19 protein-coding genes and 1 pseudogene are annotated in these 23,923 nt (G+C 59.4%); 8 read left to right on the top strand and 12 right to left on the bottom strand.

Annotated elements, in window-relative coordinates; translation table 11 throughout:
- Positions 1-20 precede the first annotated feature (20 nt).
- From sctO to LMTR21_RS40215, 6 genes are read right to left on the bottom strand one after another with little or no spacing between them, the layout of a single operon-like run.
- Complete coding sequence (sctO, locus tag LMTR21_RS24210; protein ID WP_065756357.1) at positions 21-551, bottom strand: type III secretion system stalk subunit SctO; 531 nt, start codon at positions 549-551, stop codon at positions 21-23.
- Complete coding sequence (gene sctN / locus LMTR21_RS24215) at positions 527-1,876, bottom strand: type III secretion system ATPase SctN (RefSeq protein WP_065756358.1); 1,350 nt, start codon at positions 1,874-1,876, stop codon at positions 527-529. The genes sctO and sctN overlap by 25 nt, the downstream gene beginning before the upstream one ends.
- A complete protein-coding gene (gene sctL / locus LMTR21_RS24220; protein ID WP_065756359.1) occupies positions 1,873-2,496 on the bottom strand; it encodes a type III secretion system stator protein SctL in 624 nt (207 codons plus the stop codon). The genes sctN and sctL overlap by 4 nt, the downstream gene beginning before the upstream one ends.
- Positions 2,486-3,124 (bottom strand): nodulation protein NolU, encoded by a 639-nt coding sequence (locus LMTR21_RS24225; protein WP_065756360.1) that lies wholly within the window; start codon positions 3,122-3,124, stop codon positions 2,486-2,488. The genes sctL and LMTR21_RS24225 overlap by 11 nt, the downstream gene beginning before the upstream one ends.
- An 11-nt stretch (positions 3,125-3,135) precedes the next feature.
- Entirely contained in the window at positions 3,136-4,002 is an 867-nt protein-coding gene (sctJ, locus tag LMTR21_RS24230) for a type III secretion system inner membrane ring lipoprotein SctJ (RefSeq protein ID WP_084030988.1), read from the bottom strand.
- A gap of 5 nt (positions 4,003-4,007) precedes the next feature.
- Positions 4,008-4,532: a nodulation protein NolB gene (locus tag LMTR21_RS40215; RefSeq protein ID WP_347339122.1), complete on the bottom strand. Its 525-nt coding sequence runs from the start codon at positions 4,530-4,532 to the stop codon at positions 4,008-4,010.
- A 201-nt stretch (positions 4,533-4,733) separates the two neighbouring features.
- Between LMTR21_RS40215 and LMTR21_RS41885 the strand changes: the two are divergent.
- Positions 4,734-5,243, top strand: a pseudogene (locus tag LMTR21_RS41885) (nodulation protein NolW); the annotation flags it as partial.
- Between the two features lie 499 nt (positions 5,244-5,742).
- Here the strand turns inward: LMTR21_RS41885 and LMTR21_RS24245 are convergent.
- Together LMTR21_RS24245 and LMTR21_RS24250 are read right to left on the bottom strand one after the other, a co-directional pair.
- Entirely contained in the window at positions 5,743-8,370 is a 2,628-nt protein-coding gene (locus LMTR21_RS24245) for a hypothetical protein (RefSeq protein ID WP_065756361.1), read from the bottom strand.
- A gap of 600 nt (positions 8,371-8,970) precedes the next feature.
- Positions 8,971-10,245, bottom strand: a complete 1,275-nt coding sequence (locus tag LMTR21_RS24250; protein WP_065750578.1) for an IS256 family transposase — start codon at positions 10,243-10,245, stop codon at positions 8,971-8,973.
- A 648-nt stretch (positions 10,246-10,893) separates the two neighbouring features.
- Here LMTR21_RS24250 and LMTR21_RS24255 point away from each other — a divergent pair.
- Positions 10,894-11,592, top strand: a complete 699-nt coding sequence (locus LMTR21_RS24255; RefSeq protein ID WP_141688696.1) for a nodulation protein NolW — start codon at positions 10,894-10,896, stop codon at positions 11,590-11,592.
- Positions 11,593-11,922: 330 nt separating this feature from the next.
- The gene (locus tag LMTR21_RS40220; RefSeq protein WP_187399412.1) at positions 11,923-12,672 is read left to right on the top strand and encodes a hypothetical protein; all 750 of its coding nucleotides are present in this window, start codon (positions 11,923-11,925) and stop codon (positions 12,670-12,672) included.
- A 213-nt stretch (positions 12,673-12,885) separates the two neighbouring features.
- On the opposite strand, the gene LMTR21_RS24270 is transcribed toward LMTR21_RS40220, so the two are convergent.
- The 3 genes from LMTR21_RS24270 to LMTR21_RS24280 form a co-directional block, all read right to left on the bottom strand.
- Complete coding sequence (locus LMTR21_RS24270; protein WP_148636004.1) at positions 12,886-13,851, bottom strand: IS481 family transposase; 966 nt, start codon at positions 13,849-13,851, stop codon at positions 12,886-12,888.
- Positions 13,852-14,657: 806 nt separating this feature from the next.
- Complete coding sequence (locus LMTR21_RS24275; RefSeq protein WP_065755969.1) at positions 14,658-16,082, bottom strand: M16 family metallopeptidase; 1,425 nt, start codon at positions 16,080-16,082, stop codon at positions 14,658-14,660.
- Positions 16,079-17,416 carry a M16 family metallopeptidase gene (locus LMTR21_RS24280; RefSeq protein ID WP_065755986.1) on the bottom strand — a complete coding sequence of 446 codons (1,338 nt, stop codon included), beginning with the start codon at positions 17,414-17,416 and terminating at the stop codon, positions 16,079-16,081. The genes LMTR21_RS24275 and LMTR21_RS24280 overlap by 4 nt, the downstream gene beginning before the upstream one ends.
- A gap of 1,173 nt (positions 17,417-18,589) precedes the next feature.
- Between LMTR21_RS24280 and LMTR21_RS24285 the strand changes: the two genes are divergently transcribed.
- Positions 18,590-18,805, top strand: coding sequence for a hypothetical protein (locus LMTR21_RS24285; protein ID WP_065755971.1), 216 nt, complete (start codon positions 18,590-18,592; stop codon positions 18,803-18,805).
- A gap of 635 nt (positions 18,806-19,440) precedes the next feature.
- Here LMTR21_RS24285 and LMTR21_RS24290 read toward each other — a convergent pair.
- Positions 19,441-20,871 carry a DUF1521 domain-containing protein gene (locus tag LMTR21_RS24290; protein WP_065755987.1) on the bottom strand — a complete coding sequence of 477 codons (1,431 nt, stop codon included), beginning with the start codon at positions 20,869-20,871 and terminating at the stop codon, positions 19,441-19,443.
- A gap of 686 nt (positions 20,872-21,557) precedes the next feature.
- On the opposite strand from LMTR21_RS24290, the gene LMTR21_RS24295 reads away from it, so the two are divergent.
- The 4 genes from LMTR21_RS24295 to LMTR21_RS24310 all read left to right on the top strand — a co-directional run bounded on the left by LMTR21_RS24295 (position 21,558) and on the right by LMTR21_RS24310 (position 23,670).
- Positions 21,558-21,845 (top strand): hypothetical protein, encoded by a 288-nt coding sequence (locus tag LMTR21_RS24295; RefSeq protein WP_065755972.1) that lies wholly within the window; start codon positions 21,558-21,560, stop codon positions 21,843-21,845.
- Positions 21,846-21,897: 52 nt separating this feature from the next.
- Positions 21,898-22,104 (top strand): hypothetical protein, encoded by a 207-nt coding sequence (locus LMTR21_RS24300; RefSeq protein WP_065755973.1) that lies wholly within the window; start codon positions 21,898-21,900, stop codon positions 22,102-22,104.
- A 123-nt stretch (positions 22,105-22,227) separates the two neighbouring features.
- Complete coding sequence (locus LMTR21_RS24305) at positions 22,228-23,115, top strand: SctD/MshK family protein (protein WP_065755974.1); 888 nt, start codon at positions 22,228-22,230, stop codon at positions 23,113-23,115.
- A 30-nt stretch (positions 23,116-23,145) separates the two neighbouring features.
- Positions 23,146-23,670: a hypothetical protein gene (locus LMTR21_RS24310; RefSeq protein ID WP_065755975.1), complete on the top strand. Its 525-nt coding sequence runs from the start codon at positions 23,146-23,148 to the stop codon at positions 23,668-23,670.
- The last annotated feature ends 253 nt before the right edge of the window (positions 23,671-23,923 follow it).

Genomic DNA, 23,923 nt, shown 5'->3' on the forward strand with positions numbered 1-23,923 from the left:
AGAGAAGAAGCCATCAGAGTTCAGTCGCTAGCCGTGTGAGTACGCGAACCACTGCCATACCAAAGCAAAACCTCATCATCGGCCTCTATCTCGGCTTTCATCTCTGAATGGGCATCACTCGCGCGCTGAACGTCGCCTTCAATCTGCTGCCATTTGTGACTCGCAGCTGAGCACTTGGTCAAAGTAGTCCTCGCCTCGAAGACCGCCGTCTCGGCCCGCTCTTGAGCGGCGCGCGCTTCCTCAAGCGTTCGGCGTGCTCCTGCGATCCCAGCTTTGAGCCGTCCAATGACGATGTGACAGCGACGATCGAGCTCTTCGACAGATAGCGAATCAGAAGATGCCAGTTCTCGGTAAAGCTCCGCTTCGAGCGCCGCTTGGCTTTTTTCGGCCGTTGCAAGATCCCGGACAGCTTGTTCCACCGCTTGAAGCGCGGTGCGGCGCTCGTCCTCCAAGTTGGACACCTCACGAAGGGCGCTCCGCTGTCTCATATCCTTCACTAGCCGCAATTTCGAGGCATGGACACGATTCACGCGGTCAGACGTGACATCCATGTGACCGTCTCCTCAAAGCTTGACGCCTCGTCTCCGCCCTGACGCAGGAATTTCCGCAACTCCTCGATCGAATTGATTGCCCGGTCTGTCAGAGGATCACTGCCTTGCTTATATTCGCCAACCTTCACCAAGAACTCGGCCTCAGCGTAGCGGGAGAGCAGATCCCGGAAGAAGGAAGCCGCCTTTCGATGTGATACAGAGACGACCGCATTCATCACACGGCTGCGGCTTGACAATACGTCAATAGCTGGAAAATGCTCGCGTGCAGCCAAAAGGCGTGAGAGAACAACGTGGCCATCAAGAATGCCTCGTGATTCTTCGGCGATTGGATCACCCGAGCCGTCGCCTTCGACAAGCACAGTATAGAAGGCCGTGATTGAGCCGCGCTCGCCCATGCCGGCACGCTCCAACAGGCCAGGAAGCATCGCAAAAACCGATGGCGGAAAGCCGCGCCGCGTCGGCGGCTCTCCTGCGGCAAGGCCAATTTCGCGCATGGCGCGGCTAAAGCGCGTCAATGAGTCCATCATCAGGACGACGCGAAGTCCTTCATCACGAAAATATTCAGCGAGTGCCGTTGCCATGTGAGCGCATTGCGCTCGTTCCATTGCCGAGCGGTCGGAGGTCTCAACGACCACGACGGTGCGGCGAAGCGCTGCCTCACCAAGGTGCTGCTCGATGAATTCCCGCACTTCACGACCGCGCTCACCGATCAACGCGACTATAGTGGCGTCGGCAGCCGCGCCTTTTACAATCTGCGACAGGAGCGTCGACTTACCGCACCCTGGGTCTCCATAGATGCCGATCCGCTGCCCCTCGCCACATGTCAGAAGCCCATCCAAGACACGGACACCGAGTGGGAATGTTCGCTCGATACCGCGCCTTGTCATTGGGTTGGGAGCCTTTCCGCGCAGCGGACGAGTTTGAGCGGCGTTGATTGGACCCTTTCCGTCGATTGGCCGGCCGAAGCTGTCGATCACCCGGCCAAGCAAATCGGGGCCGACCGGGACTTCATGCATTCGTCCGGTCGCGACCACTTCTGCTCGGCTGGATAAGCCCGCCATATCACCAATAGGAGTGAGCAATACCCCATCTTGCGACAGGCCGATGACCTCGGCCTCGAGAGACCATCCGGTGCGGGGATCCTGCAACAGGCAAAGCTCCCCTATACGCGCCTCTGGCAAGACGGCATGGAGCAAGGTGCCGACCGCCCGTGTGATCCGCCCTCGTACAGCACGCGTGTCGATATGCTTTGCTGTAGATTTCAGAGACGATAGCGCGGCGTGCAGATTCCTCTCTCCCGCCGCATGGGTTGCTGATGTGGTCACGGTCCGTCTTCCTTTGAAGGCAAACCCAGGCCAAGGCGTAGAGCTCGGAGCTGCGCGGCAACTCCAATATCCACATTGCCAAATTCGCTCCACAACACGCACTGCTCTGTCGTTAGAGCCGGATCCGGATCAACCCGCACTTTCGGCCGGCCCTCCTGTCCATCGCACGTAGCGAACTCGCGCGCCAGCGCATCGGCTTTCAGAGGAGAGACATGAAGGCAAATTTCCGCGCTACCATATTTTTGCTCGATCGCGTGACGAACGGTCCTCACCAACATCTCGCCTGGATCAAACGCGCCCAGCAGATCGCTCACGATCTCCATGACGAGCTGCGGCAACTCCTGCTCCAGAATGGCTTTTCGCTGCGCAAGTGCGGAAGTCGCCTGCGCGATCAGCCGAGACATTTCCTCGGCGCCACTCTTGAAGCCATCCGCACGGCCGCGCTCCCGCTCCCGCTTATAAGCTGTCCGTCCCCAGCCGCGAACGCGTTGCAGATGCCGCTCGGCAGCCGCTCGCGCTTCTACGGCATCGCACCAGATTCCGATCTCGGCAGCCGGTATGACAGGCCCGAGCGGCCGTGTCTGGGGGGCCACCGGCAGCGCTGGGTCATCAGCTGTCATGCCGTGGCGTCTCCCTCAACAAATGGGCTATCACCAAGGAAAGCACTGGGCCCGCGGCATTGCGGTGTTCGGCCGCTGGATTCTCCGCAGCAGTGCCCGTGGGCAAGCGTAACAGCACGCGCGTGCGATCAAGTGCCGAGGCTTCGTTGATCCAAGCACCTAGGCAGGCATGGCCATCGTGTTCAATCTGTTGCGAAAGTAGCTCCGGATCAGCGGCAGTGGTGACTGCGACCGCGCTCGCCAAGTTCCGGATAGCGAAAGCGTGCGCTTCTGCCCCGATACGGTCGCGCAGAATCGCAAGATGCTGCTTTGAGACGAGCTTTAGGAGCGAGCGAGCATGCCAGATACTGCCGGCAAGCAAAGCAGCCCTATTCGGATCATGGCCGAGCAGAAGATCGTCTCTCCAGTTACGGCCGTTGGAGTCCATTTCATTACCAAGCAGCATTTCAGCAAGTCTTACCTGCAGCCTCGAGCTCTTCTGTAGCCGCACCAAAGTCGAAGCCGACAACCGGCCGTCAAGGCGTGCAGCAAATCGGGTCATATGGGCAGAAGCAGCAAGCTCGCGCAGGCCCTCAGATAGCGATTCCGACCACGTGTCAGAACCGGTAGATAGCAGCGGTATGGGCATTTGCTCACCCCCTATGCCTTGTCGGAAGCGATCTTTTTACTGGGAGGCAGGATAGCCGGCGTGTTCGAACGGATGCCAAATCTGGATCGCGCGCGCGACGGCTGGGCGCGCTGACGCATAAGAGAGCCCAGGAATATGTAGCACAGAACGCCAACGGCAGCGCCACCTCCCCCGATAGCGGCCGCAAGCAGCGGGTCTGAAGTATATTTGGTCGACTGAGCGGCCGCAGCTGGCCGGGCCGGCAGTTCAAGCGGAGCCCGCTCAACTGGCACAAAGACCACCGCCACCTTGTCATAGGATAGGCCCTCGATGCTGTTGGCGACCAGCATCTTGATCTGCGGTAGCAGAACCGAGAGCTTTGCATTGGAGTTATGTCGAATGAACACCGACGCTGAGGACGGCATCGTGTCCTGGCGCAAGAGATCATTTTTCGGCAAAACAACGTGGACGCGCGCCGATATGACGCCTTCGATATCGCTAATCGTGCGCGACAATTCTTCGCTCAGGGCATAAACGTAGCGGGCGCGTTCCTCGATCGGCGAGGCAACCAGGCCCGATCCTTTGAACACCTCGCCGAGGTTCTTGAAAGGCTGGCGCGGCAAACCTTCTAGATTTAGCAGCTCAATCGAAAAGGCCAACTGCTTCTGCTCGACCTGGATCGTGCTGGTCCCGTCCTTGGCAGTAACACGGACCGCATCGACACCCTTACTAAGCAGGAGCGCAAGCATCTCATTGGCCTCGCGCTCCTGCACTTTGGTGTAGAGATCGGCCTTACAGCCAATCAAGGGGAGGAGAAGCGATAGCACGGCAAAAACACGCAATCGCCGACCGGATAGGCGGGCATGGCCGTTTTGTCCATAGATGAAACCAGACGTCAACGAACTCAGCCCGCCGATAGCAATTTGTTCAAAGATGAGCTGACCGCGCTGGTGCTCTTGGACACGAGCGAAACCTCGACGACACCCTTGTAAACGTCTCGCAGACCCGCAACCATCGCGTCGAAGTCGAGCACCCCTTCCGGCTTGCCCGCAGGATTCGTCCCGACTAGCTGCGACCGAGAAAGCGGCTGGGCGGCCGGCCCAGGTTGAACGGCCTTCGAAATGGCCGCCACACCGCCGCTCGTTACAGAAGGAACGGGGTTGCCCCGATACATCGAAGAGAGAGCCTGGAGCACGCGCTCGCCAGGCGGGCTAGCCTGCACTGTTGCACGCTGAACCTCTGACACAGCAGGAACGGACGCTGCCCGATCTGTAACTGATGAGGCCGCGCCTGATGTCGAAGCGACATGCAAAAGAGTCTGCTGAAACTGGCTCTGCTGGCCGATGGCTGCCGGCTGGCAGAGCCTGGATAGACCGTCGGCAGGGTTCAGAGAGATCGGCGTAGCGCCTAGCATGATCGAAGGTGTCATTGGTTTGGCGTCGATGAGATTCGACGTTGTTAAGAATTGATGGTCAATACCGTAAAGAGGCGAGCTGACCACAAGCTGACGAATGCGCGAGCCATAAGGCCATTTTAAAGATCACGTTTGGCTTCCAATTTAGGTGAAGCCTTAATACCTGTTCTCAGGCCGAAGGGACTTTGGAATGCTAAGCCGACGCACGATCCTGAACTGAACCGAGTTGCGGGCGCAGGAGTTTTCCTTTGCACCGGGATACTCACGGCATTTGGGCTCCGCTCTCGCGGCCTTCGGCAGCTATTAGCTACACGGTTCTGGATCAGGACCTGTCTGCCGCACTGCTGGAATTCGGTAACAACCTCAATATCAGAGTAAATGTCAGCACCGAGGTGGAGGGTTCGGATTCGCGGGCGTATGCCGGATCTGCCACCGCGCGATTTCCTCGACCGGTTGACCAATCTCTACAATCTTCAATGGTACTACGATGGGCTCGTGCTGTATGCATCTGCTGCGAATGAGGCGCGCAGTCGTCTGCTTGTGTTGAAGCCGATCAGCTTCGATGCATTCAAAGCGGCGCTCGATGCACTCAACATCTCCGACGAGCGCTATGTTGAGAGACCGCCACGGGGAAATAGGGGTCCGCCACTCGTCGTGGCGCTAGTGGACCAGAGGCTCAACGGCCGCATGGCCGAACGACAGGCGCGGCCACGCTCTCTCACCGCCGAGAAGCCGCTTGGGCACCGGCGTCTGCGGAGAAAAATGCTCCGGATTTCCAGCTTGTAGGCTCCGTATTGGTATCTGAGAGCGAATCAACGGCTTTGCCACCTCTGCGGCCTAAACATTCCTGAATAAAGATCCGGTCGTCGCAGCATTTCGAGGCAATATCGATCAGCTGCTCGATGCCGTGAAACTGCCGAGAGTACCTCTTTCGAGAGCTAGGGCGCTGGCGGAGTTCATGTCTAGGACCGTCCGGGCGCTCCCTATTCGCTGGCACGTCAGGTCCCACTCCCGTGCGACTTGCTCGGAGCCAGAAGCATTCGCAGAAGACGCCTCCACGCCCGGCAAGATCATCCCGGAACGTTGGCGAAATCATCTCGGACGGCGCAGGCCGCAGCGCGTCGGTACACGCGCGCGAGATCGTCGGAATTCGCAGTTTCGCTGCCATGGGATGTTGGGCGCATCGAAACGAAGAACTCGGGGACTCCCAGCCCAAGCGCGTTCTTCAGTCGCTTTGAGGGTGATAGATGAGATAAACGACGTGGCCGGATCCCAAGATCGCGTTACTTTGCCTGCTCCTTAACTCGGCCGTGTAGAGCTCACCGTTTATGGTGAACTGTATGCGCCGGTTCTGCGGGGTCGGAAGCAGGTTCCACGTGTTCAGTATGTACATCATGCCGCTGTGCGAGACCTCTCGGCCCTGGCCTTGATTGTCCCAGCGGCTGTGGTTCCAATCGTCGCCGAGAAAAGGTCCGATATCCGGTAACTCCGCTCGGGGGCGATAGGCCCCTGACGATCCAGGAGACGACGAGCCGGCGCCCCGCATCGGTTGAGCATGGTCACGCAACTCGGACCGTGTGATTGGATTGAGATCAACCAGTGATTCAGCACTGCCATGAACGTCTGAGGGCGCGCTGGCTGACGCCGGCTCGCGGAGCGGCTGACGCGATCTCCGGACTTCACTCATCTGCCTAGCGCGCGGATGATGGATGAGTTGAACGTCCCTGCGTCCTGCCGGTCCCAACGTGGCCGAGTAAAGCTGACTCTCGATGGTGAACTGTGTTGGGCCGAACTGATTCGGCAAGAGGCCGACGTTACCGAGTATGTCGATCAGGGTGTCCGAGGCAGGTTGGGAACGGTGGCGCCAGTTGTCGACCATATGTCCGACTTCCGGTAGCTCTTGAGGGGGCAATGATGGCCCGATGAACGACGGGGGTCTGGCGATACCACGCGCCGGCGCAGAGTGCGCATAGTCAAACTCAGACGCTGTGGGCGCATTCGGATCAGGCACTGGCTCAAGGCCGCCGTAGATATTTGACGCCGCAGCCCTGGCAGACGACCATGGCTCGGGTTGTTGCACCTGTTCACTAAGCCAGTCCCAATAGCTGGGCTGCGAGCCACGATACGGCGTGGACGACGTCGGAGTGGGTTCTTGCATCTGCTCTCTCAACCAATCCCAAGCTCCCGTGCTCGGGGTAGCCGGGGTTGCCGGAAGCTCCTGATACGAGCTACTGGGCTGCAGTCCACGATGTGGTGTGGACGATGGAGTGGGTTCTTGCATCGCTTCCCTAAACCAATCCCACGCTCCCGCGCTCGGGCTAGCTGGCGTTGCCGGAAGCTCCTGATAGGAGCTGGGCTGCAGGCCACGGTGTGGTGCGGACGATGACGGAGCTGGTTCTTGCATCACTTCCGTAAACCAATCCCACGCTCCCTCGCTCGGAGTAGCGGGCGTTGCCGGAAGCTCCTGAAGCGAGCTCGGCTGCGGAGCGCCTTGCCCGGCGAGCGAGCCCGCTTGTCCTGGTGGACCCAACCCCAGCGCTCGGTTCGCCTCGACAGCTTGTTGATATTGCCAGAGCCTTGGCAACGACGTCCTGAGAAGATTCCGCAAGCGAACGTCATCGCCCGCAAACTCGTCGGCCTCGGCACGTAAAGCCTCTAGATTCTCAACCCGACCCGTGATTGAGGGCTTCTGTGTCGTCTGAAGCCAGGCGCTGAACTGGCGAAGTGCCCAAAGGTTCACGCCGATTTTCGGGGCCACCTCGTTGAATCCGAGAAAAAGCGCCTCGTCATCCGCGCTGGCGGAAACTTCCTGTGGAGGGAACGGCTGCGGCGCGCTGGCGCGTTGTCGGTAGTCCTGAAGAAGATTCCACGCGCGTGGAAACTCTCTAAGATACGAGCCCTTCCCAGAGTTAATATAGCGGTCTCGCTCCTCGGGGCCAGCCTGAGTAATACTCACCCCGCGCCCGTTGAGCCACCTACCGAAGCTGTTAAGAGCCCTACGGTACTCCTGCATGGTCACCTCCGCAAAGCCGCGCTTAACGCCTTCGTCACACGCAGCGTTGATGAGCGCCTCGTCCTCGGGGACGAGAGCCTCGACCCGCCGGCCGCCCCGCGGCAATGTCATCACCGACGCTCCAACTGCGGTGACGGGAGCCTCAACCGGCCGGCCCCCTCGCGTCAACGTTGTCACCGGCGCACCGACTGCGAATTGCTCGAGCCTTGTCAACGCTGCCTCGATACGAGCGCCCAAGCCAACATCATTGGCCGCAAACTCGTTCCCCTCGGCACGCAATGCCTGAAGATTCTCTAGTCGGCTGCTGATTGGTGGCTTCTGCTTCGCCTGACTCCAGGCGCTGAAGTTGCGCAGTACCTCTAGATCCCTTCGGATGGTGCGATCGCTTGGTCCGCTTTTCTTGGCTTCCTCGCGGATCGTGCCATCCCTGGCTCGGCTTTTCTTTGATGCCTCGCGGAATCTAGAAAAAAGCTCCTCGTCCGGGCCAGCGTTCTCGCGGCTTCGCTTGGACGGCACTTCAGTCGAATGGCCGAAGGGAGTATGGGCTATGTCTAGGCTTTGGCGCGTTCTGCTGAATGCGTGGTCCTGAATGGGCGGCACCTGCATCAAATCGCCGACATCAGTGCGCCGAATCGCTTCACCTCGGTCTGCGGTTTGCCCATCAGGCGAACCCGCTTCTGCGGAGTTCTCATAAGACGCACTGTGTTGCAGCTCGCTCAGCTGCTGCTCAAACATCGCTTGCTGGCTCATATTGCCCGGTTCTTGCTCCTGCTGCTGCAGCGGGCCGTTGTACGCCTGAAACTCACCAGGGCTGAATGGGTTGATGTTGTTGCGGTCCACTCTAATCGTCCTTGAGAATGTCGATTGTGCGCAAATCCGCCAGCTCAGCTCGGACGTGTGCCCGGCTCAAGGCGAGGGAGGCTTCAACAGCAAATCTCGTTGTCCAATCGAAAACAGCACTGGCGCAGCTGCAAGCCGCGATCCTCCGATTACATCGAGCCCATCCCGACTACCGCGCTGCCGCGTTCATTCCATTTGCGCCCGCTAGGCGGCCTCGCCCTTGAGAATCCAGTTCTCATTTTAGGATGCTTAGCTTTCTAAAAGCTGACGAGTTCTCAGGATGATTCAATTGTGTGGTTCTGCTTCGTCTCTACTGAAGAGCCGTGACACGTAAGGCATAACGGTTTACCCGCGACGAGCCAATCCTACGCGCTGATGGGCCAATGCGCGATTATCTCGCCTGGCGACATATCTATGACGGGAGCTCGCTTCATCGATCAAGCTCCGTAACCAATGGGCGCACCAAGTAAGTGTTACGTCCTTGGACGCAGCATCGGCGCATCTTTAGCGCGCCGATGCTGATGACGGCTTTGGGCAAAACTGGCGGAGATGTCCCGATCGCTGTTGAACTACGTCGGACCGGCGTTGGCGGAATGAATGTTACGCGGCTCTCGTGACGTGGGCAACGGGCTTGATCGTCATGCGATCGTGGTGAGCTTGAAGGGCCGCACGCAGAACCGACAATTGCTTATGCGCCTTCAATCGTCGGAAGCCCTTGTTGGCCTCGATCATGCCGGCCGCGACCCATCGCAAGGCCATGCCGGCATCCCGCCAGCGTTTGACGTTGCGCGTGACGCGGCGAATGGTACCCATCATGTTCTCGGCGATGTTGGTACAGGCGAGCGATCGACGCAGCTCCTTCGGCAGCTTCAACCGGACGACAGTCAGGATTTCGTCGAGGCCTTCGAGAATGCTGGCCGCTACGCCGGGCCATTGCTGGTCGAGTCGACGCGCGAGATTGCGGATCAATTTTTCAGCCTTGTCGGCATCATCGAGCTCCCAGGCCTGGCGCAGCACCCGACGGGTGGCCGCATGATGCTCTTTCGGCAGGCGTTCCGTGATGTTGCGCGCCTTGTGGATCTGACAGCGCTGGATCGCGGCGGCCGAACCGAAGGTGCGGCGGATCGCCTTCGACAACGCTTTCGCGCCGTCGACGATGAACAGTCTTGGCACCGTCGGGGCGAGCCCGCGGGAGACCAGGTTGTCCAGCAGGGCTTGAACCGTTGCGGCGTTCTCGGTTGCCCCTTCCACCAGCGCCAGCGGATGCTTGTTGCCTTCACCGTCGACCCCGATCGCGGCGACCAGCACGAGATCGTCGCCGAGATGCAGCCCGTCGATTTGAACCACCAGAAGGTCGAGCGCGGACAGATCGGCAGCCATGAAGTCGGCCAGCCGCGCCGCCGACAGCGCCACAAACCTCCGCGAGGCCGCCGACTTCGAAACCCCCGATCCGGGCGGTGCCGGCACATCACCCTCGGGCAGCCGGACAGCGCGGCCGAACCGGCGCGTCGATACATTGATCAGCATCAGGTTCATCGCCCAGCGACCAAGCCAGTCCTCCTCCGCCGCCGTTTCCCAGCTCGGGATCGTGACCTCGCGGCCGTCCAGGCCCCGGACCCGCGGGCGCTCGACCTCGATCTTGCCGCCGTGGAAGCCGATCCGTCCCCGCGTTCGGCCCCAACGGTGCGCCCGCCGCGCCGCGTCGCGACCGTGGCGCGGCCCGCAGGCCGCCGTGACATCCGCCTCCATCATCGTGCCGAGCGCCTCGATCCCTGCCGCAAGGCAGAACCGATCGAAGCTCGCCCGCACTTCTGCAAACGCTTCGTCCACAGCCCCGGTCGCCGGCGAACCAGCCGGTGTGATATCTCTCGTCATGGCGTTGCTCTCCTTTGTGGAATCAGCACCCCGAGCCTACCGGCTCAAGGGGGGCAACGCCGACCTCTTCAGAAATTCAACAGAACCCCGGGACATCCCCAACTGGCTGGTATCACTCGGTCCGAACCATCCAGGCGAGCACACTGCCGACAGATGGACCTGTATTGCTCCGATATATTGCAGAGAGAGAGAGAGAGAGAGAGAGAGAGTGTGTGTGTGGGTGCCTGGAGGACGCGCTCGCCCACCGGACTCGCCTGTGTTATTGCACGGTGACCTTCCGATATCGGCAGAATCAATACCGATCTATCTACGACTGAGGAGGCAGCGTCTTGAATCGAAGGCACGCCACCTGAACAAAAGTCTACTGAAACTGGCTCTGCTCACCGATAGTTGCCGGCTGACAGAGCCCGGACAGACCTTCGGCAGGGTTCAGAGAGATCGGCATAGCGCCTAGAATGATCGAAGGTGTCATTGGTTTGGCGCCGATGAAACATCGCCGTTGTTAAGAATTGATGGTCAATACCGTAAAGAGGCCAGCTGACCGCAAGCTGACGACCACGCGAGCTATAAGGCCATTTTAGAGATCACGCTCGGCTTCCAATTTGGGCGAAGTCTTGATACTTGTTCTCAGGACTAAAGGACTTGGGAATGCTAAGCCGACGCACCATCCTGAACATTTTGAACCGATTTGCGGGCGCAGGAGTTTTCCTTTGCACCGGCGCACTCACGGCTTTTGGGGCTCAGCTCTCGCTGCCTTCGGCACCTTATAGCTACACTGTTCTGGATCAGGACCTGTCTGCCGCACTGCTGGAATTCGGTAACAACCTCAATATCAGAGTAAACGTAAGCGGCGAAGTGAAGGGTCGGATTCGCGGGCGCATGCCAGATCTGCCACCGCGCGAGTTCCTCGATCGGTTGACCAATCTCTACAATCTTCAATGGTACTACGATGGGCTCGTGCTGTATGTATCTGCTGCAAGCGAGGCGCAAAGTCGTCTGCTTGTATTGAAGCCGATCAGCTTCGATGCATTCAAAGCGGCCCTCGATGCACTCGACATCTCCGACGAGCGCTATCTTGTGAGACCGGCACCAGGAGATGGCCTCGTCCTGGTTTCTGGTCCACCACGTTTCATCGCGCTCTTGGATCAGACGCTTAACGGCCTAGTAGAGGAGGCGCAGGCGCGGCCGCACGCTGCGATCGAAAGGCAGCCGCGGGAATCGGTGCTGAAGTTATTTCGTGGCTCCTCAACCACGGTCGTTCGCGATGGACGACCGGAAGCCCCCTATTCTTCCGACGCGCCGCGTCAGGACAGCATCGTGCGCGAGCCTGCGCCAGGCCAGAGATGAAATTGAAAATGCGCGGCAGTTTTCGGCGGAGGTCAATGCCGTCTCCATTGGCTCATTGCGAATCCTTTTGACGCTCGTCAGTTTCTCGAAAGCTCACTCTCTTAGCATGAGAGAGCGGATGTCTAGACGGCGATGCCGCCTATCCATCTTAATAGAGATGCACGTCGGGCACCCGATGCTCGGATAATGGCAAGCGTGGCTGGCGCCATTTTTGCCGGCAGCTCGGAGGCTGCACTCCACATGAGCGTTCGAAACGGTTCTCTGGAAGTCGCAATGCAAATGGCCTTCGTCGAACTAGGGCTCGAGCCGAACTTTCAAAGGAGGAACAGGATGGATTTCAACTCAATCAGCCCAACGAACACGAGCCCGCAGCCCGATTCACCATCACCGCCCGCGGACCCAGCGGGCTTTGAGCACCAGCTGAGCGAGTTCGAAGGTAGTGCTCCGCCACCTGCTGCGGTGTCTCCCGTGCAGCAGGACGAAGCCTACTCGCCATATCTAGACGCCGGCCATCCCTATTCGCAATACTTGGAGTCGGGGCATCCCGGTCCATCACTGTTGGATTGGGACGATGATCTATATGCGCCGGCTGCGCCCTCCCCCGGGCCATTGGTGGCCGACAGGGAAAGCTCTCCGCAGCCCGGCTCGCAGCAGCCGATTGCTCAAGCCATCGCGGAACTCCCCGAGTTCGATCCTGAGCTGATTTGGCAGCATGTGGAAGCCGGGCCATCGCAGGCTGGACCATCGCAAGCTGGACCATCGCAAGCCGGGCCGTCGAAGGCCGGGCCGTCCTCGTCCGCCGGGGCTGCGGTGTTGGAACTCACGAATTTCATTCCAGAAAACGAACGTCTCATAGCCGACCACTGGGTCTTCTTTCCCCATACGGCCTCGGATGCGGAGATCAACATATTAAGGAGGGCCGGACTCTTGCCTACCAATACCTCCCCGACCACAACTTTCACCATGCTAGGTATGCCCCACACAGCCGAATTGCGACAAGACGGGCTTGTTAGTGTCAAACCGTCGCTGAACGCAGGCCTTTGGCCTGGACAGTCGCACGGCGACGCGCCCGCCGAATAGGCATTCCATAGCCCAGCCCGCGGCACGGGCATAGCCGTGCTGCCAGCAGACCTTCGGGACGTCGCCGACGGCAGGAGCATTTGGCGACGTCCTTTCGGACGGCGTCGACTAACTTGGCTATCTTGGCCTCCTAAGATGAGTGTACCCAATGCGTCCTTTTAGAGAATTGGTCAGGCATTGGCGGTTTAAGGGAATACCAAGAGTCCACACGACCTAGCTGTTTAGTCCCGGCATTTGCTGGAGCGGATTGAGTTTGAATCGTTCTGGCTGGGAAGTCCAGCATTTGCAGATGTATTCGTAAGGTGTGAGGCCCTTCAGGGTTTTCAGCCGCCGAGCGTAGTTGTAGGCGTTTATGAAGTCGGCAAGGTGAGCTTCGAGCTGATCGTGCCGATCGTAATAGTAGCGTTGGACGGTCGCTTCCTTGATCGTGCGGTTCATGCGCTCGACCTGGCCATTGGTCCAGGGATGTTTGATCTTGGTCAGCCGATGTTCGATCCCGTTCTCTTGGCAGCGCATATCGAACATATGCGTCACGTATCTCGCCGTCGGGCCGTCCGCATAGCGCGGCGGGAAGGTGAACTGGATCCCATTGTCGGTGAGAACCGTGTGGATCTTGTAGGGGACTGCCGCGATCAGGGCTTCGAGGAACGCCGCGGCGGAGGTCCTTCCCGTCTTCTTGACCAGTTGCACGAAGGCGAACTTGCTGGTGCGATCGATGGCGACGTAGAGGTAGAGCTTGCCTTCAGCGGTCTGGAGCTCGGCAATGTCGATGTGGAAATAGCCGATCGGATAAGCCTTGAACTTTTTCTTCGAAGGCTTGCCACCTTCGACCTCCGGCAACCGGCTGATGCCGTGGCGCTGGAGGCAACGATGCAGGGATGATCGCGTCAGATGCGGGATGGTTGGCTGCAGCGCATAGAGGCAATCGTCGAGTGGCAGCAGCGTATGTCGCCGGAAAGCGACGATGATCGCCTCCTCCTCGATGGAAAGGACAGTCGACTTGGCTTCCTTGGGGCCTGTCGAACGATCGGCGACGGTCTCGCGCTGCTTCCACTTCGCAACAGTCTTCTGGTTGATCCCGTAGCGCTTGGCGAGTGCTCTCAGGCTCTCTTGACTATTCTGTATTGCTCGACGGACTGCCTCCGTCGTGGTGGCGCAGCCGTGTAAAACTTGTCCCATAGCGCATCCTTCGAATCGTGCGATAAGAATGCACCATCAAAGCTTGGGACTAAACACCTAGCTGCGGGATCCGTGCCCCCGTCTCTGTATTGTCTCGGCCGTGCGAAGCTTAGAGCGACGAGCGAGCACCTTCAGTCTAACTTGTATGGAGCCTGCAGGAACGTGCCCCATCGTTCCACGCTGTGCTTTTTCCCTCGAAGCTTAGATGCCGGCTCAAATTTAACCGACCATGGCGGCGTGAGCACTTGCTCGACGCCCGCGCCGAGGGTGGCACTGAGACGACCATAGTCGAGATGAGTGACCCCGTGTGGCACACGACAAAATTCGTTGCTATTGACGACATCGCCGCGATCCAACCCAACCCTGCCTTGAAAGAGGCCAGCGTGTGGCCGTGCGGGCCAACGCAGGGCCCGATGACGAAGACGTCGGGACCTGCTTTGAGTTTTGCGCTCACGACAATGCCGAAGACGGCAAGACAGGTGTTTGTACCGTCCGAGGCAGCGCCCACGGTGTCCAATTCGAACCAAAAAACGCAGTGCTCTCTCGCCTGACCTCAAGCCAGGAACACAGGGGTATCGACGACTCACCGTAAATCGACCGACATAAGGATCGCTACACGATCACCGGCCGTCGCCGGCTCCGACGTGCCCGCCAATATATCTCTCGTCCGGCTCCGACAGTGCCGGTGGGACCTATACTGCCGGGGCCGAGATCCGCCGCATTGACGGCACCGCTTGCCACGACCGCACCTGTCGCGGCCCCAAAAAAGAGGCTCAAATCGCATGTCACCTCACGAATATACCAAGTTAATTGGGTGTTACCGGCGTTGCGGCTGATGGCGCGGTGCCTGGCTGTACTGCCGCGGGCCGCGGCGTCGTGGCCGATGGCGCGGTGGTCGACTGGCCTGCAGCCAATGGGGAGCGGCCGACGATGACGGTGAGCAGACCCTGGCCCCACAGCCGCTGCGCCGCCTTCCCGGCATCCTGCAGCGTCACCGCATCGACGAGCGCGCTGTGCTTCTCGATATAGTCGATCGGCAGCTTGTCGAGCTGATGCTGCAGCAGCGTCCGCGCAAGGTTTGATGAGGTATCCAGCGCCAGCATCTGCGAGCCCTTCAGGTACGACTTGGCGTCATCGAGTTCCTGCTGGGTCGGGCCTTCCTCGGCCATGCGGCGGACCTGCTTCTCGATCTCCTCGACCGTCGCGCTGGCGCGATCGGCCCGGGTACCGGTAGTGCCGACAAACACGGCGGAATGATCCATCCACAAGAGCGCCTCATGGACGGAATAGGCTAGCCCGCGCTTCTCGCGGACTTCTCGGAACAGCCGCGACGACAGCCCGCCACCACCGAGGATATGGTTGACGACATAGGCGGCCATGAAATCCGGCTCGCTGCGGCGGACGCCAGCACCGCCGAAGGTCACGACCGTTTGCGGCACGTCGAGCGGAATGAAAACGCACTGCAGCGCTTTGGCCGCGATCACATCGGCTACCCCTGTCAACTCCGCCTTGGCCGGCAGGCTACCAAACGTCTTATCGAGCAGTCTGCCAAGGGTATTTGGATCGACGTCACCCACCACCGCAACCTTGAGCGTGTCCTTGGCGATCACGCGCCGGACATAGTGTTTCAAATCGGCGACGTCGATTTTTGGCACGCTCTCGACGGCGCCTCCGGCCTGGCGGGCATATGGATGATCGTCGAAAGCGACATCGAGGAACTTGCGATTGGCGAGCGTTGAAGGATCGGTGGAGTCGCGCCGAAGGTTCGCGAGCACCGCAGCACGGATCCGTTCAACATCGAGCGCATCGAAATGCGGCGAGGCCAGCGCCATCCGCAGCAAATCGAAAGCCTCGTCCTTGTTGTGCTTAAGCGTTCGCAAAGAGCCGCGGAACTGGTCGCGCCTCGAGGTAAAGCTCAGCTCAATGGCGCGGCGGTCGAGCCGCTCGTGAAAGGTCTCGAAGTCGAGATCGCCGGCCCCTTCATCGAGCAGGCTGGCAACCATGTGGCCGACGCCGGGCTTGTCTGTGGGGTCCTGGGTCGCTCCGCCGGCGAAGGCATATTCCATCGCGATCAGCGGGACGGTGGCGTCCTGCACGAACCAGGCTTCGATACCGCCGGGCGAGACCAGGCGCTGAATCCTGGTCGCGGCAACCGATCGTGCAGAGCCGAGCGTGGCTATCGCGAGCGAAGCCCCACCGAGGACGGCACGGCGTGTGAAGGAATAGGTCACGAGCGCTTCTCCTCGCGTTTGGGCGCAGAATCCTTAATCAGATAGCCCGTTACCGAACGTTTTTTGTCGAGCCATTGCTGCGCGGCCTTGCGCACCTGCTCGGCGGTGACGGCGCTAATGCGGTCAGGCCAACTTCGTATATCCTCAACGCTGAGCCCCGTCGTGAGCCCGCGGCCGTACAGGATCGCAAGCATTACCTGATCGTCCTGAGCGTAGATCGCTTGCGCAATCAGCTTGGTCTTGACGCGCTCGAGATCCTCGGCGCGTGCGGGATTTTGCGCGAGGTCGGCGATCACTTTGTCGATCGCGTCCTCGATCTCGGCGAAGTGGACGCCGGGTTTCGGCGTGGCTGAAATCATGAATTGCGAGGGATCAAGCGAGGTGCCCTGGTAGCTCGCGCCAGTGCTGATGGCGAGCTTCTTGTCGATGACCAGCACCCGGTAGAGATAGGAGTTGGTGCCGCCGCCGCCCATCACTTGGGCGAGCACGTCGAGGGCAGTGCTCTCGCCAGCGGCCGCGGTCGAAGCCGATGGCACGAGATAATAGCGGCGCCAGGTGGGCTGCTCGACGCGGGGATCGGAGAGTGTCACGGTGCGGGGTGCCGCGGGCGTCGGCTCCTGTGGCCGCATGCGCTTCGCGGGGATCGCAGGCTGCGCAGGAATGTCGCCAAAATTCTTTTCCGCCATCGGGCGGATTTCCTTTGGATCGACGTCGCCTGCGATGATCAGGATCGCGTTGTTCGGCGCGTAGAAGCGCTTGTAAAACGCGAGCGCGTCCTCGCGGTCGAGTTTTTCGATCTCCTGCCGCCAGCCGAGATTGGGGCGGCCGTAGGGGTGGTTGAGGTAAAGCGCCGCCCTGATCTGCTCGGTGAACCGCCTATCGGGATTGTTGGCGACGCTCCTATTGAATTCCTCCAGCACGACGTCGCGCTCGGAAATCACGTTCTCGTCTTTGAGAATGAGACCGGTCATCCGGTCGGCCTCGAGTTCCATCATTTTAGCCAGCTGCTCGCGCGGCACGCGCTGGAAATAGCTGGTGTAGTCCATCGAGGTGAAGGCGTTCTCGTCGCCTCCGACTCGCAACACGGTCCGGGAGAATTCGCCGGGCGGATGCTTGGCTGTGCCCTTGAACATCAGGTGTTCGAAGAAATGTGCACGCCCCGATTTGCCCGGCATATCATCGGCGGAGCCGACCTTATACCATATCATCTGCGTCACGATCGGCGTGCGATGATCGGGGATCACTACCACCTGCAGGCCGTTCGCAAGTGTAAAGCTTGCCGGTCGTTCCGAGGTCTCCGTGATCTGTGCAAGCACGCTCCTGTTTTCAGGAATGTGGCTAGGATTGCTGCTATTATCCTTTTTGTATTCAACGTTGTGTTCGACCGCCAGCGCGGTGCGCGTCATTAAGGCCATTGCAACAGTGGCCGTGCCTAGCACCTTGGTTGTCACGAAACTCCAATTCTTCATGGCATCGCCTTTGGTCGCATCGAGATCCACATTCTGCAGCGGACGATCCCGACAAGGCAGGGGAGCCGCACGCCGTAGGCAAGCAGCGGAGCAAAAGCCGGGCCAATCGCCGGGTGCTTGTGCCCACAGGCCGCCGCGCGGGGTGGTGGGCAAAACGAAGCGCGTTGCCTGTTTTCTATTCGAAAGCTAAGGCCGAATTTGTTTGGTATCTGCCAACATGTTGCGGACGCGACGTTGCACACGAAAACCCACGACAACTCGCCGCCTCGCATTCGTCTAAATCCTGCGACGCCACATGCCGCAGGCCTGATCTCGAATCAGAGGCACTGCTGCACCATTTCGCGGACGCAGCTGGCTGCCTGCCAGGAAATATCCAAAGCCTGTTGCGGCGCCTCCCGCTTCGACGCTACGAGCTTTGGTCCTACCGGATTCGCGACAAGATCATGTGGAAGGTTTCAGGCCCGGCGAATTCCACCGCTTGTCCTGTTCCTCACAGCGCGCCTTGAGCTCAAGGCAGCTCACCCTCCAACACGGGCCAACTCGCCATTTCAAGCGCTACTTCAGCGACACGCGAGATCAGGTGCTCGCATGTCGACGATTTCACGTTCGGCCTGTTTCATTGGCTGGCCCGGCAATGATGCCGAACGCACAATTCGCTTTTTGCTTGACCGCGCTCCACGGGTTCACGCAGTGTGTCAACCTCCATCCAGCCCTACAACTTCGTAGGTGCTTGAAAGGCCTCAGCCAAGTCGACGCCCCTCCTGGCGGCCTCTGCCGAGAGCTGCTGCCCTGCAGGAGCTTTTCTAATGAACAGGCGTTTCGGATTGAAGGCGCGCTAGCGTCCACCGAGACCATCTTGCCCGCCGCAACGCTCTTCCTCGACCAGCGCTAGCTTTTCTTCGGCAGACCACCAACACCGCACCTGACGGAAACATCGATGCGGTCTCCAATGGCTTATCATGAACGTCCTGAGCCTCGTCAGCTTCTCGAAAGCTAACCTTGCTAGCATGAGAGGGTGGGTTATCTATAGGCGGTGTTATGAACATGAACGCAGGTGCACCCAATATCGGAGCAGCGGGGGGCAGTAACGGCGCGGATTTTGACGGAACCGAGGCGGCCGATGAGGCCAACTCGCAGGCCATGCAACAACGCAAAGCTTTCGAAATGGCTCTTGGCATGCTCGCAATGCGAATTGTAAGCGATGCGCAAGCCGATTTAGACTCTGCCATGGACGATACAGAAGAGGATGTTTGATTCGGCCCTGTCGAGTCGGAAGATACATGAAACGATGAGAAGAGAGGACGGAGAGGAGCTTCTCAGTAGCCGGAGGATTCGCACCTCAATGGTGCCTGGTCGTTCAGACAAGTTGCCGTAAGCTTGGTGTGACAGTTCTTAGGCTCTTTTCGCTTTGGGCCACTCCGGTCATCCGTATCTTGGTAGCCCAAGACGTCCGGCTCACATATCGAACGGACTCGCCTTGCTTCAGGCAATCGCCGTCACAAGGTGTCTTATAGGAGTGAGAGACCAAACAGGGTCTTCCTGCCCTCGCGCGCTGTTAGCGACTGGTGACGCGCCTAAGACTCGGCGCGTCGCTCTTGGCCGCAAATACGACAGATCGCGCATTTCTGCCGCTTGGTATTCGCCGCGCAGCGGGCGCCGAGGCGCGTCCCCTCTTGTGGGTCAGCTCTCGCTCCTCGAGACGCCCCCCACTCATCCAGTCGTGCCTTCGTTGCAGACTGTTACCGGCACAGAACTGCCAATCAAATCATCGAAAGCGCGGATAATGCTTGGGCACCCCCAAGCGACGTGCTTCCCTGCGCGCGCTTAGGAGCATGGGAAAGCGGGCGGCAGTGCCCGCTCCCATTCTTTGAACGGTGCTCAGATCGGTCTCACCCGGCGGCCTGCTCATTGGCGTCAATGCTCGCCTGGTTGACCTGCCATCCGGATCTATCGACCCATCCTTGACCTTGCTCATATATCGTCTGTGCACCATCCGACGTCAGCTGATCGAGGGTTTGGCCAGCATTGGACTGCGTCACCTTCAGATTGTTGGCACCATCTTTGTCGTCCCCGAGCCCCTCGACAACCATGGCGTTGTCGCCATTCGTGATGGTGAGCTTGGACGAAATGGTCTTGCCCTTGCCGTAGTCGACCGTATCCACGGTGATCTTCGTGCCATCATCGAGTCGCAGGGTCATGCCTTTCTTAAAATCAAAGTCGTCCTTCCCGTCGCCATTGGCATCGAAATGAGGATCGCCGTGGATCTTCGTCAAATGGCCGGTCTCGTTGTTGCGGACAGTCCAGGTGCCGTCCTTCTCGTCCGCCGTAATTGTATACTTATCGCCAAGGCGAATCGTTACCTTGCCGTCATGGACCTCATGCGACCACACCGGATTAGTTTTCGGTGGCGGGCTCTGGTTAACCGCAACTGGGGTCATCGACACAGGCGGTGGAGGAGGAACGAAAACTGGAGTATAGTAGTAGTACGATGGAGTAGCGAGCGGCTGAGGAGTGTACTGGGACTGAGAGCCGGCGCCCGGGGCGCGCCCCTCTTCACCAGCATCGATACTCGCCTGGTCCACCTCGCGCCCGGCGCCGTCAACCCAACCCTGACCTTGCTCATGGATCGTTTGTGAACCATCTGATGTCAGCGCATCGAGCGTGAGGCCAGCGTTTAACTGCGTCACCTTAAGATTGTTGGCACCATCCTTATCGTCACCGAGTCCCTCGACAACCATGGCGTTGCTGCCATTCGTGATGGTGAGCTTCGACGAAATGCTCTTGCCGTTGCCGTAGTCTGCCGTATCCACGGTGATCTTCGTGCCATCGTCGAGTTGCAGGGTCATGCCTTTCTTGAAATCAAAGTCGTCCTTGCCGTCTCCGTTAGCATCGAAATGAGGATCGCCGTGGATCTTCGTCAAATGGCCGGTCTCGTTGTTGCGGACAGTCCAGGTGCCGTCCTTCTCGTCCGCCGTAATTGTATACTTATCGCCAAGGTGTACCGTGGCTTTGCCATCATGGACCTCATTCGTCCACACCGGATCAATTGCGGACGACGGGCTTTGATTCTGGGCGACCGACGCGAACTGGGGAGGCGGCGGCGGGGCGAGAAGGGTTGGAGCAACGTAGGCTGGACTGAGTACGGCGGGAGCGACAACGACCGGACTATTTACCGGCAGGTACTGGTAGCCCCCCACCGGGACGCCGGCAGCGCCGGCGTACTGCCCCAATGCGACGTTGAACATTGGAACGGTGGGCACGCCTTCAGGCACGAGCCCTACCGCCGGATTGAAACCGCCCACCACGGGAAGATACGGCATTTTCATTCACTCCTATTGCATTGAAGGAAGCGACAGACTGCGAGGACCACCCGCACAATCAACTTGGCACGTTGCGCCGAGGCCCTTCAAAACCAATCCCACGTCACGGCCAGCAGCAGGCGCTCTCGCGTTTCTTGTTGCAGGTGACAACAGCCTTGATCGGCGGACCACTTCTCCCCCTGCCCCTCGGCAATCGGGACTCTCACGTCGAGCGTATCCAAGTCGCAGGAAGTTTATCCGGAATACCTGTCGAAAAGCTGACGATAGAATAATCGCCCAACAGCACATCAGCTTCCGGATCACCTGAATGTTGGGAGCATGCGATCGCGACGAACCGCTCCTCATAACGGGCGCCGTAACAACGACATCTTTGGACGCGCGGCCGGCTATCGACCACGCTCTCTGAAGGATGCCGGTCGAGCGTCTCGCGTGAATCCTCGAGAGGTCTTTAGGTGCCTTAGCCGGCCATATTCGAAATAGAAACACCTGTTCGAAATTAGTTTGGCTCATTATTGCGAGGCCGGGCACTTGTACACGAACAGCACGGTCGCCTTGTTTATCCGCCTGCCCGCAGCCTTTGTGAGACTCGTCAGCTTCTCGAAAGGTAATCCTCCTAGGATGAGAGTGCTGATCTCTAGGCGATGAGTCGTCTATTGAGCGTAGTGGAGTGAACACAGGAGAATGCGATGATTGGAGAAATGATTGGAAGCGCCGCTGGTGGATGGCTCGGTGGACCGTCGGGAGCGGCGATTGGTTCCGCTGTCGGTGGGGCACTCGACCACGCGTTCGAGAAAGTTATTCACAATTTGGAGCCTGAGAAGGCTGATGCTGACAAGGTCGCCAAGGATAATGGCCCTGCCGCAGGAAGCACCCCCCAGTGTAACCACGGCAACGGCGAATTGACGCTCTTGAATGGCGCGCCCGGCGCGCATGTAATGATTTCATTTCCTGCCGTCGTTACCCCAGCTGGTTAGGGTGAGGCAGGTCATCAGTACCACTAACTTCCAAACAGAAAGGTGAGTCGATATGGTTTCTCCCGTTGGCGGTTCCCCCGCCCCATCTGAAGTCGCCACGAATCAGCAAACCGGCGCTACGGGGGCTGGCGATTTCGCCGCGCAGCTCGCCGAGCTCGAGCGTGTCAGCAAACAAGCTCAGGCCAACAGCATCGTGATGCGCAGAATTACGACCGAGCTCTCGTCCGAAAAGAAGGTTGCCGACGAGCGAGTTAGTTAGCGCGCTGCAAGAGGGGCGCATGGCCGCTCTTTTGGCGTGCTGGATGCTCTCTACAGCCTGACGAATTCGGAACCAGCCGTACGGCAATGCCGTACGGCTTCTCGTTGCTTGAGGAGACTCTCCGTGAATGAACCGGCCTCCGTTCATTTCGAAGTGCTATCGGGGATCTATTCCGGAGTGACCGGTGAAGCGCCCGTCGGAACGAGCCTTATCGGAAGTGGCCTCGATGCCGATATCGTCTTCGTCGAACAGGGGCTCGAGCCCAATCACTTCCGTCTCACCCCCCTGCACGATTCGATGGAGATCGAGGCTCTAGCAGCCGGACTCAGCATAGAAGGAAGCGGAGATATTGCCGTAGGCAAGCGGGTTGTTATTTCTCTTCCTGCCGTCGTTCATGCGGGCGCGATGTCCATTCGCTGCACACAGGATTCGGCGCAAGGATCAATCGGCCTGTCGCGTGTCGCGATAATAGCAGTCGCCTTGGTCTTGCTGAGCTCTGTCGGGATCGCCACTCTTGCGATCAGCTTTCTCTTTGACGGCAGTGCCGGTGCACTGAGCCCCGGTGCGCCCCCTATCGCAGCACTTCCACCCAAGCTGACGCTCACCGGTCCTGATGATCGCCCCCTCAATGCGGCCGCCGCACAGTTGCAAGAGGAGATTAACAAGGCGGGACTTCTCAATATTAAAATCGGTTCTGGGCTAGGTGTGGTCTGCGCCGAGGGCACCGTGACGCCTGCGTCAGTCAGTAGATGGCAGGAGGTTCAGCAACGGTTCGATCAGCATACGAACGGGTCGCTGACACTCGTAAATGGAGTGATTGTGAAGGAGGATAAGCCGCCCTCCTCAATTGCTGTCCAGGCGGTGTGGCGCGGACCCCACCCCTATCTTCTTATTGGTGGCCAAAAGTACTTCGTGGGCGCGCTGTTGAACGACGGATGGACGGTCGATCGAATCGAGGCGGGACGTGTACTGCTCAGCCGGAATGGACGGCTTGCTGCTCTCCCCTATTAGAGCTCCACCGCCGCAGGAAAGGAAAACATCATGACCAAGCTGCCCCAGCATCCTGTCGGACTTGGCACCTCTTCGCAAAGGCTCAACACCCATGACCATGAGCCAGCGAACAAGCCGGCCCTGCCTCAAGTCCATAATTTAGAGATCCATGGCACCGATGGCGGTGGCGAGAAGAGGCACGGGTCGGTTTGGCCGGATACCGAGGCGCCGGATCTGCAAATCGAGGCCGCGCTTGATGTAAACGATATCGATGCCGTCTCGCGTGTCAGTCTCAACGAGAGGCGCGTACGGATAGCTGAGATCGATCCCCGTGCAGCACTCGCTTCACTTTATGGCCGCAACCTCGCAACTGGCCTGCTCTCCTTCGTGACACCACGCCTGCGTGATCCGGACGTGCTGCGAGCAGAGAATCATAGTGTTCTTCTGGAGCGCTTGGCCGATAGGCTTCGGGCCGAACCGGAGGATTCGGCGCGTGAAGGGACCGACGCCCTGCAGCAGGAGCTCCGGCGGCTCATCCTGCTCCGGCAGAACCAAAACAGCTTAATTGGGAGCTAGCATGATCGACTCGGGCGGAGCGCAGTTCGCCAGTCCACCGCCGCCGGCCGATGCTTCCAAAACGGGCGATGTCCTGCCAATCTCCGGGCAGGAGCGCGATTTGGTCTGCGCAATATCCTTCGTCCACCTCGCGTGTGGACAGAGCGCACGAGCTCTCGCTCTGTTGCGGCTCATTGCCCATGACTACTCGCAAGACGTCGACCTGCTTCGCATTCTTACCTATGCTCTCATTTCGGAGGGCTTTGGCGATGAA

The sequence above is a fragment of the Bradyrhizobium paxllaeri genome (assembly GCF_001693515.2).
In the GTDB taxonomy this organism is placed as follows: Bacteria; Pseudomonadota; Alphaproteobacteria; order Rhizobiales; family Xanthobacteraceae; genus Bradyrhizobium; species Bradyrhizobium paxllaeri.

Coding starts and splice junctions, on each gene's coding strand:
- sctO (WP_065756357.1), bottom strand. CDS start 551: ATGGATGTCACGTCTGACCGCGTGAATCGTGTCCATGCCTCGAAATTG.
- sctL (WP_065756359.1), bottom strand. CDS start 2,496: ATGACAGCTGATGACCCAGCGCTGCCGGTGGCCCCCCAGACACGGCCG.
- LMTR21_RS24225 (WP_065756360.1), bottom strand. CDS start 3,124: ATGCCCATACCGCTGCTATCTACCGGTTCTGACACGTGGTCGGAATCG.
- LMTR21_RS40215 (WP_347339122.1), bottom strand. CDS start 4,532: ATGACACCTTCGATCATGCTAGGCGCTACGCCGATCTCTCTGAACCCT.
- LMTR21_RS24250 (WP_065750578.1), bottom strand. CDS start 10,245: ATGACGAGAGATATCACACCGGCTGGTTCGCCGGCGACCGGGGCTGTG.
- LMTR21_RS24255 (WP_141688696.1), top strand. CDS start 10,894: ATGCTAAGCCGACGCACCATCCTGAACATTTTGAACCGATTTGCGGGC.
- LMTR21_RS40220 (WP_187399412.1), top strand. CDS start 11,923: ATGGATTTCAACTCAATCAGCCCAACGAACACGAGCCCGCAGCCCGAT.
- LMTR21_RS24270 (WP_148636004.1), bottom strand. CDS start 13,851: ATGGGACAAGTTTTACACGGCTGCGCCACCACGACGGAGGCAGTCCGT.
- LMTR21_RS24285 (WP_065755971.1), top strand. CDS start 18,590: ATGAACATGAACGCAGGTGCACCCAATATCGGAGCAGCGGGGGGCAGT.
- LMTR21_RS24290 (WP_065755987.1), bottom strand. CDS start 20,871: ATGCCGTATCTTCCCGTGGTGGGCGGTTTCAATCCGGCGGTAGGGCTC.
- LMTR21_RS24295 (WP_065755972.1), top strand. CDS start 21,558: ATGATTGGAGAAATGATTGGAAGCGCCGCTGGTGGATGGCTCGGTGGA.
- LMTR21_RS24300 (WP_065755973.1), top strand. CDS start 21,898: ATGGTTTCTCCCGTTGGCGGTTCCCCCGCCCCATCTGAAGTCGCCACG.
- LMTR21_RS24310 (WP_065755975.1), top strand. CDS start 23,146: ATGACCAAGCTGCCCCAGCATCCTGTCGGACTTGGCACCTCTTCGCAA.